Source organism: Paraglaciecola sp. T6c, from assembly GCF_000014225.1.
GTDB lineage: Bacteria > Pseudomonadota > Gammaproteobacteria > Enterobacterales > Alteromonadaceae > Paraglaciecola > Paraglaciecola atlantica_A.
Map to the genome: position 1 here is coordinate 1,400,582 of NC_008228.1, position 14,098 is coordinate 1,414,679.

The window sequence follows — 14,098 nt, forward strand, 5'->3', positions numbered from 1 at the left end:
TGCTGGGCTCCATTTATGTCCGCTATGGGGTAGGGACAATGGAATCCATAACGGCTTTCAAACCTGGCTTGTTGTCGATGATTTCTTGATGGGTTAACCCCACCATTTCATAGGGTAATATCAACCACTTATCTGAGGTATTAATAAAATAGTCAGGCACCCTGTCAGTACGGTTGTTGGCGGGTTTGAACCAAGGCACCGCGACTTTGAAATCTTTGGGCATATTGCGCTTAGCGCGCGATGATAATTGGTCAAGAACCGCCTTAATACTCAAGCCTGAGCTGTATACGTCATCAACAATCAGCAACTTATCATCTTGATTGAGGTTCTCTAATAGGTACTGCAAACCATGCACTTTAATGCCTTGTTCACTATCAATCATCTGTTGATAACCAGGTTGCCCCTGATAGGAGGTACGAATTGAAATATGGTCAGTCTCAACGCCCAAATACTGCAGGCATTCCTGCACATAAATGCCGACAGTGCTGCCGCCACGCCAAATACCCACCACAAAGTCGGGGCGGTAGTTGCTATTGAATATTTCTACCCCTAGTCTAAATGCGTCTTGGATCAGGGCATCTTCGCTAATAAATGTTTTTTCCATACCTTTGTCCTTAACATCGCGGCTATTACCACGCCAGTTCATCGGTGTCACCGACTGCCAAAAGTCAATAAACTACTCATCTCTCTATGAAGATCGCGTACAATACGCGTTCAATCACTTATTTATCAAGTTTGTGTTAAGCCTATTATGTCTGAAAAAATCTACCTCAGCGCGCAAGATCTGCTAATAGACTCCTTTAGCCTCGGAGCCAAAGTATTTAACGATGGTTTCAAACCCAATTATATCATCGCTATCTGGCGCGGTGGAACGCCCATTGGCGTAGCGGTGCAAGAGATTCTGCAATACTACGGTATTGAGAGCGACCACATTGCGATACGTACATCGTCCTATAGCGGTATCGATGGTAGGGCTAAAGAGGTACGCGTTCATGGAATGAACTATCTCATCAAAAATATTAGAGCAGAAGATCGATTGCTTATTGTTGATGACGTTTTCGATACGGGGTTGACGATTCAAGCGGTTATCAATCACCTCAAAGAAAAAACACGTCTTAACGCCCCTAGTGATATTCGCGTCGCTGTGCCTTACTTTAAACCTACGCGTAACAAAACCGATATGGTTCCCGACTACTATCTGCACGCCACTGAGAGCTGGTTAAAATACCCCCATTCGTTAGAAGGCCTGACAGAAGAAGAAATTGCCAAACACCGACCTGAACTTTACGACATTATAAAAGGTGCCAAAAAGCCGTAAATCAAAGTTATCGGCGATGGTCTATATCACGGCTATTACCTATGGGCTCCATCAACGAAAGCTCGTTGGTTGTCATAGATACAATAAAACGTGCATCTAATGCTGAATATCAACGAGCTTCTTATCGGGTTAATTCATCAAGGGTTTGTTTCAGTTGTTCTAGTTCACAGCGTAACTGAGTCACGGTATCTTCAAGGGCGCAGATGCGTGCTTCTTGAGCGGTATCGTTGGTCGCGACCGTGGTGTTCGAGGCGTTAGGTTGACTGCTTTTACTCGCTATTGCAGGTTCGTGGCTAATGACTTCATTAGTGTCTTTGTAAAATTGCTGAGCGTAGCGTGATTCCCGTTTACCTGGCTCTCGTTCAAGGCGCACCACCAGCTGCTCGCCGTTTACATCCATCAATTCATTTAGGGCTTTTTCGACTTCATCCACATGGGTAAAACCAGCCATACGCTGGGCACGGGTGCGAAGCTCTCCGGGTGTTTGCGGACCGCGTAATAACATCACGCAAATGATGGCTAACTGTTGAGGCGTGAGCTGTAAATCGCTGAATTCTGTATTACAAAAACGATGTTTGTAGCGTGTGGCACGACTGCCGCTTTGCTCAAATATCAAGTTCTTGGCATGTAATTCATCCAGGGTATTTTGTACTTCAAGCTCAGTGAGCTCCATCACTGGTTCACGGTTACTTTTCTGGTTACAGGCTGTGGTCACGCTGTTCAATGAAAGGGGATATTGTTCAGGTGTGGTGACTTCTTTTTCAAGTAGCACCCCGATAACGCGCGCTTGGGACTGGGTTAAGGTAACTAACAAGATAACTCCTTAGAAAATAATTATGCCTTGCAGCGAAGGAAAGCCGGCGAGACAATAAGGTAAATAACGCTTTGGCCTATACGAGTGGCTGAAGTTAAGTATATGAATGAGAGCCATCTTTTGTCGACACCTTTAGTTTTTCACCCCATTTACAGTCAGCTAGATTTACCGTTCAAACATCGCTTTCCCATTGAAAAGTATCAAGCAATTTACGATAAGCTTATCGGCTTAGGTGTCCCCCAAGGCCAATTTCACCAGCCGCACGCGCTCACGCCTAGCCAGTTAAACCGTGTTTACAGTCCTGACTATGTGAATGACCTTACCCGAGGAATGCTGGATCCTAAAGCGATGCGTAGGATTGGTTTCCCTTGGTCTGAGCAGCTGATTGCACGTTCGCTTACAGCGGTAGGGGGGACGGTTTTAACCTCCTCACTTGCCCTTGAGCACGGTAAAGCCCTGAATTTAACTGGTGGGTATCATCATGCGTTCGCAAATTTTGGTTCAGGCTTTTGCTTGTTCAATGATTTGTATTTAGCGGCGCTGAATGTGTTGCAAACGCCCACCATAAGAAAAGTACTGATCTTCGACTGTGATGTGCATCAAGGGGATGGTACGGCCAAGCTCGCTTCCAATAATAAGCGTGTTTTCACGGTATCCATTCACTCAGAAAAGAACTTTCCCCATCGTAAGCAGGTTTCTGACTTAGACTTTCCTTTGGCGAAGGGAACGACAGATGACGAGTATTTAGCGATAGTGAAACGCGCGTTGAGCCAAGCGTTTACGGAGTTTCAACCCGATGCTGTGATATATGATGCCGGTGTGGATATTCATATTAACGATGATTTGGGACATTTACATATTTCGACTCCCGGTGTGTACGCCCGCGATTGCATGGTGTTTGAAGCGTGTGAGAAATACGGTGTCCCTGTAGCCGCGGTAATAGGAGGCGGATATCAACGAGATATAGATGCTTTGGTGGATGTGCATTTGCAGTTATATAGAGCTGCGGGTGTTGTAGCTTGACCCGAATTACTTGTTATTTTTTTTCAAGCGTCTCTATTTCGCTCCACAGGGCCTCAGCTTCTGCGGTCAACATTGCATAGCTACGTATATCACCTTTGCGCTGGGCTAACATGGCTTGTTCAAGTTTCTGGTCGTATTGTTTTTTCATTTTATTTAACGGAGACGATTTTAAGAAGCCAAACATACATTTTCCTATTGGTTGTGACGAAGACGTTATTCAACACGCCATTAATCAGTGAGTCAAAGTCTTACTGTTGTTATTGTGTTTGGGATCAATTACCTGCCTCTAGTTAGAATGTGGCACCTATCTCAACTCTTTTAATTTTTGGTCGCACCAACTGAACGTGACAGAAGGGCTGATCGTCAACTTAGTCGTCACGTTCGCGATGTTACTCAGCCAATGTTATGGCTATTATTTTGATAGATTGGGCTAAGATCTGATTTTTAATGTAGGGATCTTCAACGACTTTTGCCTGTCGATTACGTTGAATTTTTTTGACGATATCCATTCCTGCAGTCACTCTCCCAAATGCAGCAAAACCTTGACCATCAGGATTCCTAGCGCCGCCATAATCGAGAGAAGACTGCTCCCCAACACAAATGAAAAACTGTTGAGTAGCAGTGTTGGGCCCACCTCTGGCCATCGATAAGGTTCCGTCTTTGTGTTTTATTCCGCTGAGTTTAGTGGTTTCAAGCACGATAGGCGGGAAGTCCTCGAACTGAGGGTTAGTGCGCCCTTGAATAACCGATATTGGTGGTGTGCCTTGGTCGTTATCAGGGCCCACTACGCGGTAAAATTCGCCTCCCGTGAACGCTGATTGTTGAATATATGCAATGAAATTAGCCACAGTAACAGGTGCTTTTTGTGCAAATAGTGCTATTTCAATATTCCCTAAAGCGGTTTGAATGACAGCTTGTTGAGTTGCTTTTTGTGACGTCAGTGGGGTTTGCGCAGATGCAAAAAGTGAATTTGTTAAACTAAGCAACACTAACGAAAGAAGTATAGAGCGAGGGTAGGGAGACATATTGTAAATTCCTTTTTAAATGGGGGTATGTCATTAGAAGGCATCAGTAAGCATTTTTCAATGAAGAGTCGAATTCGAGTATTGTTCAATGGTATGACTTTAGGGGCCGTTTGCTAACTGTACGATTAGTATCGCTGTCGCTTAAGGCTTGTCGGTAACAATGCCGCAGCGATAAGGCATGCTGTGGCATTAGAGTACTGTGAAGTAGCGAAAATCAACTTGTGTTGTTACGGCATAGCTTTCATCGCTTGGTTAAACTTGTGTTGCCCGTTAACAACCCAACTTGGTGTGGCTTCGCCAGCACCAGCGTATCGCAAGCTGGGGTGCTGACTCGTTACCTGTTGTAACACGGATTCTTGCTCAGCGGTGATATCAACGAAAAAGACATGCATGCCTTGCCCAAGGAGTTGCTGGAAACGCTTAAATTGGTAATTAGGTGTTTGAATGCCTATCAAGCCACCTTCCCATGTACAAAACCCTAAAACGACCACCGCACAAAAACCAAACGGGATCCAGCCTACAGCCGTCATATGCCAATTAAATAAATACGCCACTAATAAAATGAGGAATGCGCCGATAATGCCAATAACGGCGCCTAACTGAGTGGAGTGAACGACGTCTTTTTTTAAGACGGATTCTATTGCATGTAAATGGTGTTTTTCTAACTCGGCGTCATTTTCACTGAGTACGTGAAATTGAGGTACCGTCAAGCCGTTGTCTACTAGTTCCCTTTCAACTTGTTCTAAATCTCCTAAATCATCAGTTATGTAGTAATGTCTAAACATAGGTTTCTCCAGAGTGTTTATTGACCGCTTGTTAACCTGTGAAGTATAGCAGTGCCGGTAGAAAGCATGCAGAAACGTATTGGGGGGGACACTACCGGCGCGGCTGAACTGATGTGTTAAATGCTTAGGCTCTGATATGATCATGGCTGCATAACATTTTCTGGGCAAATTGATGAGTTTAATGGGTTCGGCAGTAGTATTTTTGGTGGCAGCAGTGGTGGCCGTTCCTATTTTTAGAAAGTTAAAATTAGGCGCTATTTTAGGGTATCTTGTTGCAGGCGTTGTAATCGGGCCATCTGTCATGGATTGGGTCAACGATCCGCAGACTATTTTGCACGTCGCTGAGTTAGGTGTGGTCTTCCTACTTTTCATTATTGGTTTAGAGCTCGACCCCAAGCAGCTCTGGGAAATGCGTAAAAAAATAATGCTAACTGGCGGCTCACAGCTTATTTTCAGTGCAACCTTTATCGCCCTAATGTGTTCTTCAATCCTTTCTTTATCAATCGTCACTTCATTGGTGGTTGGTTTATCTGTAGCACTCTCTTCTACTGCGTTCGCTGTACAGCTAATGGAAGAGCACGGAGTATTAAAGACGCCGCCTGGTCAACAGGGCTTTTCAATCCTGCTTATGCAAGATGTGGCAGTTATTCCGATACTATTGCTTGTTGCTAGTCTTTCCTCAGGTGATGTAGCGACTGGGCCAGCTTGGTGGGTAAGTGTATTGGCTTTGTGTGCGGTGCTGGTGGTTGGGCGCTTCTTAATAAACCCCTTCTTGAGCTTGATTTCATTGTATGGCAATTCTGAGGTGATGACGGCATCGGCTTTATTAATTGTTATCGCCACTGCGCTGGGGATGCAGGAGGCTGGACTTTCAATGGGGATGGGGGCCTTCGTCGCGGGTATTTTACTGGCGAACTCAAGCTTTAAACATCAACTTGAGACGGAAATAGCACCGTTTAAAGGGCTATTTCTAGGGTTGTTTTTCATCGCGATTGGGATGAACTTAAATCTAGCGCTTTTGGTCTCAGAACCTTTGTTTATTCTGGGGGCGAGTGCAGTGCTTGTATTGGTCAAGGGCGGCGTTATATTTACCATTTTAAAAATGGCAAAGCAAAACACGACTGATGCAGTAAGAATAAGTTTAATGCTCTCACAAGGTGGCGAATTTGCCTTTGTAGTGATGTCACAAGCGGAAGTAACGGGTGTTGTTGAAACACTCATTTCTCAGCAAGTAACTCTAATTGTAGGGATTTCAATGGCATTGACATCTCCGCTGGTCATAATGCATAGCGTGTGGTTCAACAGTAAAAATTGCCCAGCGGTTTATGATGCAGAGCCAGATGAGAAAGAGCCTAAAGTTCTGATCGCGGGCCTCGGGCGTTTCGGTCAGGTATCTGCACGTATCTTAACGGCAAACAAAATTCCTTTTATCGCGCTTGATAAAGATCCTGAGCAGATTGAGTTTCTGAAAAAGTTCGGCAGTAAGGTGTTTTATGGAGACGCTAGTCGGCTGGATCTATTACGTACGGCTGGTATAAGCAAGGTTAAGGTTATACTCATAGCAATAGATAACGAGCAAGAGGCACTTAAGATCGCCTACTTGGTGCGTGATCACTTCCCTGATATTAAAATTATCGCCCGTGCACGCAATCGTATGAGTGTGATTAATTATGCAAGAGCAGGTGTGAATACTTATGTGCGGGAAGCCTTTCCTGCGGGTTTAAAGGCTGCAGAAAAACTGTTACAAGCTTATGGGTTCGATGAGGAGAAAGCACTTCGTACCGTGGAAGTTTTTGCGAAACATGATGATAAATTAGTGCACATTAGCGCCACTAAAAACCTAAACCTCCAGCAAATGATTGATATTAATGAGCAAGGTAAGACAGAGCTGCAATCCCTATTCGAGCGAGACGAAAAAGGGATTAAATGAGAGTTAGAATTGGTAGTTAACACTAACCGTTAGGCGAGAGTCGGTGATATCTCGACTTTCGTCTTCGGTTTCTCGGTCTACATAGCGTGCAGCTACAGTAAGTTTCATATCTCTACTTAACGCTCTTGTAAAACTAGCTCTGATGTTCAACACGTCGTTTTGGCGGTCACTATCACTGTAGTCTAGGGTCGAATAACTCGTCGTTAAGCTAATATCATTGCGGCGGCCTAACTCATAGGCAAGATTTAAGGTAGCGACTCTACTGTCTTGTTCTCTGGCTGATTCAAGATATTCGGTTCTATTATAATTTAGGTTTAATGAGGCTGAAAGACGACGTTTGTTATAACCAAAGCTAATCTGGCCACTTTTTCTAAATAGGGTTTCATCAGTGATGTCCGTGGTAAAACTATTCAAGCTACGGAATTCTTCACCTGCTTGCAATACATAATCTATTGATGTTGGTTGAAAACACTCAGCAAACTCAGTAGAGCCGATAGGGCAAACAAATAAGCTACTAACGCCTTCTACAATGCTTAATCTTGAATAAGACGTAACACTTTCTGAATAGCTAGCTTTGGTCTTAAATGACTTTAACTTATAAGCGAAGTCCATGTCGTAAGCATCGCCATAAAAATTCTTATCATAGGTTAAACCCAAAAAAGTGCGTTTCGAAAATGCCCATTGGGTATTTAATCCTACATATCGGCTATTATTATCACCCTCGTCCAAATTGTTATAGGTGATATCGATAAAACGGTCATCTGATGGTTGCCAACGAACGCCCGCGCCGTAGGACGTGGTATCTAAGTTCTGTCTATTTGCTGTGGTTATTGAATTCTCATCGATATCGTATTTTCTATCGGTCGCAGTAAGAATCAATGAGTAGTCATCGGTGAATTTGAAGCCAATGTTGGCGCTCGTTAAAGTTGACGTAAGATCACTCGTGCTTTCACGCTTAGTGTCACTGAATTGAGAGCTTAATAAAAAGCTCAAGCTTTGCAGGCGACGGCCTTGATATATCTGTGCGGATGCCGTGTAACCTTCGCTGTTTAAGTTGGTTAAACTTCCGAGGGTTTCATTCGACTTTGTTTTTGAATACCCGCTTTGAACCGCCAAACCAATATAATGCGGATTAGGAGTGACAAAGCTTAATTGTGCATTATGGCTCGATACTTTACTTAGATCACCGCTACTAAGAACTTTATCGCTTATGTAGCTCTGGGAGGTATCAATAACTCGATAATTTTGGCTTCCCGCCAACGATAAAGACAAAACATTTTCGATTAAGCTCATGCCTGAAGAGTATGAAAGTTCCGTAAAGCTCTTGTCCGTATTCGGCTCACTACTACTTTGCTCAACGGTCGTATTTTCAATTACAAGAGAACCGTTGGCGCGCTTTCCAGTAAAGTAAGAAACTAACTTAGGAGAAACAGATACAGCCTCGGTGCCTGTACTAGGATCATCTCCCGTTTTCGTCTCATATACGTAACCAGTGGCTGATACAGAAGGTATAAATTTGAGGTCGGCAGCGTATAAGCTATCAGGAAACCAACATGCAATAGAAACAGCGACTACAAGTTTATTCGGTTTGGAAAACGCTGTCATGCGCATCATTAATTTGCTCCTGCGTAGTAGTATCCGTAACCTGTTCCGTCTTTTCTAATGTTTTGCGCTTTGTTTACAACGAAACCAATCGCCATGTCAGGATTTAAATGCCCAACGGCTTCTTGTATATCGGTGATTTTAGTTGACTGCTCTTCAGCCACAACAATCGCTTGACCGGCTAGATTTGCCAAAATTGCCGTCTCATTGATACCCAATAATGGAGGTGTATCGACGATAACGACACGATCCGGATAACGATTAGCAAACTCTTGTACCGCTTCGTACATTTTCTCACTCGCTAGCAATTCAGTCGAAAGATGATGAGACTTACCAGCGGGAATGATGCGTAAATTCGGCACATTAGTTTGGCACATGACTTCGGCAATATCAGACTTTTCGCCGAGCAGATATTCCATTAGTCCATCTTGGTTTTGCAGCTCTAGGGTGCGCATAACGTTAGGGCGCAGCACGTCAGCATCGACGAGTAAAACGGTTTTGTCTTGTTCGAGTGCGATGCTTAAAGCCAAATTAACTGCGGTAAATGTTTTCCCTTCACCAGGACGAGAGCTGGTGACCATGATTATATTGCTGTTATTCAAGGATTTAGAAAGAGGACCAAAAGCGTTGTCAAGGATTTTGCGTTTTATCGCTCGGTATTCTTCATTAATTAGTCGACGTTTGGCACTGGTTGAAACAAAGCCCTTTTCTTCCATTTTAAACAAATCAATTTCAATGCTCTCAGGAGGGATCAATGCATTAGGCGTACCTTTAGCGGCATTGGCAGTAGGTACTTGATTCGAGCCAAAAACATCGTCTTTAGACATTGAGTCACTGGACGTATCATTCTCATCAGTTTTAGCTTTTTTATCTTTTTCCTGTTTGGATAGAGCGCGTTCTATAGTGTTCATGCTAATACCCTCGATATGACATCGATATTCATTATTTCAGTGACCATCAAAGCGCCGTAAAACATTAAAATCAAACCTGAAGAAAACGCAAAGACTAATATTCTAGCTCGGTTAACTTTGCGTATCCCTTTGACATTAAGATGAGAAACAACGCCTAAAACCGGATAAGACGTTAGTGTGGTTAGTTGACTACCTCGGATAAGGATTGGGTTAATTTGACTTATTAAAAATGCGATCGCCACACCCGCTCCAAAACCAATGAACACCACCGTCGTGTACGCAATCAACCGGTTTGGTCCGCTTGGGGTCAATGGAGCTAGGGGGGGATCAATCACTCTGAATTGAACATCTTCAGATGAAACATCAGCTTTTTGTGCTAAATCCGCTGACTCTCTTCTTGACAGTAGCTCTTCGTACTTTCGTTTCGTAATACCGTAATCCCGATTCAATGCCGTATATTCAGCCTCTACCTGAGGTACCAAATCGATTTTTTGTTGCAGAGATTCAATTTTTTGCTCAAAGTCGTCCCGTCGCACCTCCAAAGAAGCGATGTTGCTTTGTAAGCGGCTTATTTCAATCCGGATTTCAGTGGATAATGCATTTAAACTTCCACCGCCGCTCTCGCCTGCATTCGCTGATTCTAAGTACTCGTCTATTTCCTCTTGTCTAGATGTTTGAAGTGACTCAAGTAATGAATTGGCTTCAATCACGTCAGGGTGGAGCTCAGTATACTTGAGTTTTAATTCATCGAGGCGCTCTTCTAAATTTTGAATTCTGGCATCAAAACGGGTAGATAAAGAAGAATTAGAATCGGAGGGTTTAACAGCAAAACCATCAATGCGTGAACTAGATTGATTTATCTCTCCAGTTAATGCTTTGATTTGCTGTTCAGTTTCTTTTATCGATAATTCAGTTTGCTCTTTTTGTTCTTTTAATTGTGTGTAGTTTTGATAAAAAGAACCTTTATTGGGAAGTAAGGTAGCATACTTACGTTTGAAATCTGCAACGCGTTGTTCAGCATTGGTCAGTCTAGCCTCATACTCAGAGATCTGTTGTTCAATGAATCTACTTGCTGAATCTGAGTCCTTTCTCGAGCTGCCGAGGGCACCTTCCACAAATAAGTCTAGCGTCTCTTGCACGACTGTTTTAGACATCTGCGGATCGCTATTACTATATGAAATAGTGTACAAGTTATCTCGGCCCACAGCCCTAAGTTTCAAATTGCTATCTAGTTCGCTGATAACATTTTCATAATCACCGGGTGTGAGCGCGGTGATGTCTAAATCAGATTCTCGAGCGATAATTTCTAGGTTGGGTCTACTTAACAGTGTTTTAACCATCATAGAAATCTCTTGCTGTGGATTCGTTTGAACAGCTAAGCCACGCAACAAAGGTTGTAAGACGGATCGCGTATCAACGTAAACGCGAGCTTGCGACTCATAGGTGTCAGGCATGGAGGCCACATAAGCGAACCCTAAAGGGCAAATGAGCCACGAACAAATCATGACATAACGCTTTTTTACCCAAACGCCCCTAAGATAATCAAGCAGAAGCTCAATCGTTTTCTGTAAATCTTGCATCTAAATTTCCGTATCCTTCGAAATATTGCCTAGAACCAAGCTTCAGGAATAATAATGATGTCACCGGGTAATATATCAATATTCTGTGCAATGTCGCCGTCTCGTATCAATGAGTCGATATTAATACCAAAAGTTTGTTGCTTACCGTTTATCGTACGAATTAACTTGGCGTTATCACCAGCAGCATATTCTGTCAGGCCACCGACCGAAATCATTAAATCCAGTAATGTCATTTGCTGGGTGTAATTAATCGCGCTTGGGTTTGTGGCTTCGCCAATGACACGAACTTGTTCACTTAGAGGACCAGCGAAACGAGTGACACTGACTGTCACGCGAGGACTGTTAATAAATTTACCTAGAGATTCTTCCAATTCTCGAGCAAGTACGTATGGGGTTTTACCAGTTACTTCGATGTCTTCTACCAAAGAGGTCGTGACTTTACCGTCTGGACGAACGATAAAGCTGCCAGAGATATCGGGGTTTCGCCAAACGAATATGGATAAAGTATCGCCAGGGCCAATTAAATACTGATAATTGCCTACCGAAGTAGTCAATGAAGGATAGGTTGAGGCATTAGGAAGGCTACTATTACTGCTTGAGCATCCTGCTAAGGTTAAAATGAATAAAAATACTAAATTGAAGAATGCTATTTTGTTAGTCTTCATGTAAATTGTAGCTCCGTGTGTTGAACTCATCGATCATCAATGTAACAAGATTTAGACTTATTTCAAAACATAAAATAATGAACAATAATAAAAAGTTAGTCGAACTCAAATACCTATTTTATATTTGGGAAACAGTAAATGATGAAGTTGTTGCAATTAGAGGAAAATGATTAATGAGTTTTGTTAATCGAAAGGAAGTTAGGCGCTCAAATATACTGATGATATTAGAAGCATCAGTTGTGGCGTATATTTTATATTTGACCTTAGGTATTGTCAGTGAGATTACCGGTTCATCTGTCCCTACTGTAGGTGATGTGACGCTCTATATCGGCTTATTTACGTTTTTAGTGATTGTATCTGCACTATCAGTAGGGTTGTACGAATCAAAGTTAAGAGAGACATTCCGCGGCATTATCCGGCGCATATTCGTCAGCGTCGCCCTAGGGTATTTCGTCATGGAAATCTTGGGAAATACGTTTCTTGCCTATATCGATTTGCATCAGTATTTTCTCCCCATAGCTGCAGGCTTGTGTATCGTGGCCTTAGTGATTTTTCGTTATTTCATTAATCGGCTGGGACTACTTGGTTTAGGGCAAACTAAAATAGTGGTTATTGGAGCCGGTGAGCGCGCGTCGATTATTGAGAAACGCATGCGTCGTGAAGTGGATCGTTTTGGATTTGAGCTTTTAGGTTTTATTCCGATTCCTGGTGATAACCGTGAAGAAGGGATTCAAAATGAGAAATTAGTTCACGTCAAAGTGGATGAAAATTTTCGCAATTTTATTGCTGATAATGATATCGATGAAGTCGTTATAGCGTGTGACCAAAGACGTGGCACATTACCCGTGGAGATCCTGTTCGATTGCCGGTTACGTGGAGTTGAAGTCACTGATTTACTTGACTTTATGGAACGTGAAACAGGGCAGATTGTAGTAAATTTGATGTACCCTAGTTGGGTTATCTATTCCAACGGTTTCAATTCTCAAAATTACCTTAGAGATGCTTTAGACTACGGAATGAATAGTTTGTTGGCATTCGTCGTACTGATGTTTACATGGCCATTTATGTTGCTTACTGCGCTGATTATTTACTTTGAGGATAACAGTGGGGCTAAAGCATCAGTTTTTTATAAGCAAGAGCGGGTAGGGTTAAACGGCAAGTTATTCAATATCATTAAGTTTAGAAGTATGCGCCCTGACGCGGAAAAAGATGGCGCTAAGTGGGCTACTACAAATGATGATCGAGTAACCAGAGTGGGGCAATTTATTCGGAAATATCGTATTGATGAGTTGCCTCAGTTGTTGAATGTGTTCAGAGGTGAGATGTCATTTATTGATCCTCGGCCAGAGCGTCCACAATTCGTTGAGCAACTTATCCGAGAAATTCCGTATTACAATCAAAGACATAATGTAAAGCCTGGCTTAGCAGGTTGGGCGCAGTTGAATTATCCTTATGGAGCAAGCGTTGAAGACTCCATGGAAAAGCTGAAATTTGATTTGTATTACGTTAAACATCAAAGCTTAATGTTGGATATCCTTATTTTAATTCGGACCGTTGAAGTCGTGCTTTTTGGTAAAGGGAGATAGGGATGCCTGTCACAGGTTTAAATGCGATGACAGTCGATGTGGAAGACTTCTTCCATGTTTCTGCGTTTGAGTCAGTTATTACGCCTGACCAATGGAAAGATTATCAACCCAGAGTAGATAAAAATACACGCACCCTGCTTGAGATGTTTGCCAAGCATAATGTTAAATCAACTTTTTTTGTGTTGGGTTGGGTTGCAGAGAGATATCCTGAATTAATAAAAGAAATTCACGCCCAAGGGCACGAAATCGCCAGCCACGGGTATGCGCATAGACGCGCCACAGAACAAACGCGAGAGCAGTTTACGGCTGATGTAACTCGGTCGAAGGAGCATCTTGAGGATTTGTTAGGGGAAGCTCTTACGGGCTATCGTGCCCCAAGCTTTTCCATAGGCTACAACAATGAGTGGGCATTTGAGGTATTAGCTGAACTTGGTTTTAAATATAGTTCTAGCACCTATCCTGTGAAACATGATTTGTACGGTACACCGGACTGGCCGCGTTTTGCCTATACGCGCAAAGAAGGCATTATAGAAATTCCAATCCCTACCCATAAAGTGATGGGCCGGCAAACACCCATAGGTGGCGGTGGTTACTTTCGTTTGTACCCATATACCTTGACAAAGTCTTTGATTACCGGCTATCTGAAAAAAGAGAAACAGCCGTACTCTTTCTATTTTCATCCCTGGGAAATAGACGCTGATCAACCTCGCATGACGAATGCACCCCTTAAATCAAGATTTCGTCACTATGTGAACTTGAATAAAACTCAAGGAAAACTGGAGCGATTACTTAATGATTTTTCATGGGACACCATGAAGAGTGTTTATAATATTGAAAGCACTAGCTAGGAATAGGACGG

General features: G+C 42.9%; 14 protein-coding genes. 5 read left to right on the forward strand and 9 right to left on the reverse strand.

From position 1 onward, the window contains the following. Positions 1-22: 22 nt before the first annotated feature. Positions 23-604 carry a phosphoribosyltransferase gene (locus PATL_RS05920; RefSeq protein ID WP_041714273.1) on the reverse strand — a complete coding sequence of 194 codons (582 nt, stop codon included), beginning with the start codon at positions 602-604 and terminating at the stop codon, positions 23-25. Positions 605-751: 147 nt separating this feature from the next. Here PATL_RS05920 and PATL_RS05925 point away from each other — a divergent pair, with 147 nt between their 5' ends. After that, positions 752-1,318: a phosphoribosyltransferase gene (locus PATL_RS05925; protein WP_011574020.1), complete on the forward strand. Its 567-nt coding sequence runs from the start codon at positions 752-754 to the stop codon at positions 1,316-1,318. Between the two features lie 121 nt (positions 1,319-1,439). On the opposite strand, the gene PATL_RS05930 is transcribed toward PATL_RS05925, so the two are convergent. Beyond that, on the reverse strand, positions 1,440-2,132 hold the full coding sequence (locus PATL_RS05930) for a YceH family protein (protein WP_011574021.1): 693 nt from the start codon (positions 2,130-2,132) through the stop codon (positions 1,440-1,442). A 102-nt stretch (positions 2,133-2,234) separates the two neighbouring features. Between PATL_RS05930 and PATL_RS05935 the strand changes: the two genes are divergently transcribed. Beyond that, entirely contained in the window at positions 2,235-3,155 is a 921-nt protein-coding gene (locus tag PATL_RS05935) for a histone deacetylase family protein (protein ID WP_011574022.1), read from the forward strand. A 13-nt stretch (positions 3,156-3,168) separates the two neighbouring features. Here PATL_RS05935 and PATL_RS22640 read toward each other — a convergent pair whose 3' ends face one another. The 3 genes from PATL_RS22640 to PATL_RS05945 form a co-directional block, all read right to left on the reverse strand. Then, positions 3,169-3,339, reverse strand: a complete 171-nt coding sequence (locus tag PATL_RS22640; protein WP_011574023.1) for a DUF6435 family protein — start codon at positions 3,337-3,339, stop codon at positions 3,169-3,171. Between the two features lie 205 nt (positions 3,340-3,544). Next, the gene (locus tag PATL_RS05940; RefSeq protein WP_011574024.1) at positions 3,545-4,180 is read right to left on the reverse strand and encodes a peptidylprolyl isomerase; all 636 of its coding nucleotides are present in this window, start codon (positions 4,178-4,180) and stop codon (positions 3,545-3,547) included. Positions 4,181-4,407: 227 nt separating this feature from the next. After that, a complete protein-coding gene (locus tag PATL_RS05945; RefSeq protein ID WP_011574025.1) occupies positions 4,408-4,965 on the reverse strand; it encodes a hypothetical protein in 558 nt (185 codons plus the stop codon). A 172-nt stretch (positions 4,966-5,137) separates the two neighbouring features. Between PATL_RS05945 and PATL_RS05950 the strand changes: the two genes are divergently transcribed. Next, positions 5,138-6,895 (forward strand): monovalent cation:proton antiporter-2 (CPA2) family protein, encoded by a 1,758-nt coding sequence (locus PATL_RS05950; RefSeq protein ID WP_011574026.1) that lies wholly within the window; start codon positions 5,138-5,140, stop codon positions 6,893-6,895. A gap of 3 nt (positions 6,896-6,898) precedes the next feature. On the opposite strand, the gene PATL_RS05955 is transcribed toward PATL_RS05950, so the two are convergent. Genes PATL_RS05955 through PATL_RS05970 form a run of 4 tightly spaced genes read right to left on the reverse strand, consistent with a single transcriptional unit; the run spans position 6,899 to position 11,653 of the window. After that, positions 6,899-8,509 carry an outer membrane beta-barrel protein gene (locus PATL_RS05955; protein WP_011574027.1) on the reverse strand — a complete coding sequence of 537 codons (1,611 nt, stop codon included), beginning with the start codon at positions 8,507-8,509 and terminating at the stop codon, positions 6,899-6,901. Continuing rightward, positions 8,509-9,408, reverse strand: coding sequence for an XrtA-associated tyrosine autokinase (locus PATL_RS05960; RefSeq protein ID WP_011574028.1), 900 nt, complete (start codon positions 9,406-9,408; stop codon positions 8,509-8,511). Before PATL_RS05960 ends, PATL_RS05955 begins: the two co-directional genes overlap by 1 nt. Then, entirely contained in the window at positions 9,405-10,988 is a 1,584-nt protein-coding gene (locus tag PATL_RS05965) for an XrtA system polysaccharide chain length determinant (RefSeq protein ID WP_011574029.1), read from the reverse strand. The genes PATL_RS05960 and PATL_RS05965 overlap by 4 nt, the downstream gene beginning before the upstream one ends. A 29-nt stretch (positions 10,989-11,017) precedes the next feature. Beyond that, positions 11,018-11,653 (reverse strand): XrtA/PEP-CTERM system exopolysaccharide export protein, encoded by a 636-nt coding sequence (locus PATL_RS05970; RefSeq protein ID WP_011574030.1) that lies wholly within the window; start codon positions 11,651-11,653, stop codon positions 11,018-11,020. A gap of 173 nt (positions 11,654-11,826) precedes the next feature. On the opposite strand from PATL_RS05970, the gene PATL_RS05975 reads away from it, so the two are divergent. Continuing rightward, positions 11,827-13,239, forward strand: coding sequence for a TIGR03013 family XrtA/PEP-CTERM system glycosyltransferase (locus tag PATL_RS05975; protein ID WP_011574031.1), 1,413 nt, complete (start codon positions 11,827-11,829; stop codon positions 13,237-13,239). A gap of 2 nt (positions 13,240-13,241) precedes the next feature. After that, positions 13,242-14,087, forward strand: a complete 846-nt coding sequence (locus PATL_RS05980; RefSeq protein WP_011574032.1) for an XrtA system polysaccharide deacetylase — start codon at positions 13,242-13,244, stop codon at positions 14,085-14,087. Positions 14,088-14,098: the final 11 nt, after the last annotated feature.

Bases quoted from the DNA above. Each gene is read 5' to 3' on its own strand.
- PATL_RS05970 (WP_011574030.1), bottom strand. From the start codon at position 11,653: ATGAAGACTAACAAAATAGCATTCTTCAATTTAGTATTTTTATTCATT.
- PATL_RS22640 (WP_011574023.1), bottom strand. From the start codon at position 3,339: ATGTTTGGCTTCTTAAAATCGTCTCCGTTAAATAAAATGAAAAAACAA.
- PATL_RS05925 (WP_011574020.1), top strand. From the start codon at position 752: ATGTCTGAAAAAATCTACCTCAGCGCGCAAGATCTGCTAATAGACTCC.
- PATL_RS05955 (WP_011574027.1), bottom strand. From the start codon at position 8,509: ATGATGCGCATGACAGCGTTTTCCAAACCGAATAAACTTGTAGTCGCT.
- PATL_RS05980 (WP_011574032.1), top strand. From the start codon at position 13,242: ATGCCTGTCACAGGTTTAAATGCGATGACAGTCGATGTGGAAGACTTC.
- PATL_RS05935 (WP_011574022.1), top strand. From the start codon at position 2,235: ATGAATGAGAGCCATCTTTTGTCGACACCTTTAGTTTTTCACCCCATT.
- PATL_RS05950 (WP_011574026.1), top strand. From the start codon at position 5,138: ATGAGTTTAATGGGTTCGGCAGTAGTATTTTTGGTGGCAGCAGTGGTG.
- PATL_RS05975 (WP_011574031.1), top strand. From the start codon at position 11,827: ATGAGTTTTGTTAATCGAAAGGAAGTTAGGCGCTCAAATATACTGATG.
- PATL_RS05920 (WP_041714273.1), bottom strand. From the start codon at position 604: ATGGAAAAAACATTTATTAGCGAAGATGCCCTGATCCAAGACGCATTT.
- PATL_RS05945 (WP_011574025.1), bottom strand. From the start codon at position 4,965: ATGTTTAGACATTACTACATAACTGATGATTTAGGAGATTTAGAACAA.
- PATL_RS05960 (WP_011574028.1), bottom strand. From the start codon at position 9,408: ATGAACACTATAGAACGCGCTCTATCCAAACAGGAAAAAGATAAAAAA.
- PATL_RS05940 (WP_011574024.1), bottom strand. From the start codon at position 4,180: ATGTCTCCCTACCCTCGCTCTATACTTCTTTCGTTAGTGTTGCTTAGT.
- PATL_RS05965 (WP_011574029.1), bottom strand. From the start codon at position 10,988: ATGCAAGATTTACAGAAAACGATTGAGCTTCTGCTTGATTATCTTAGG.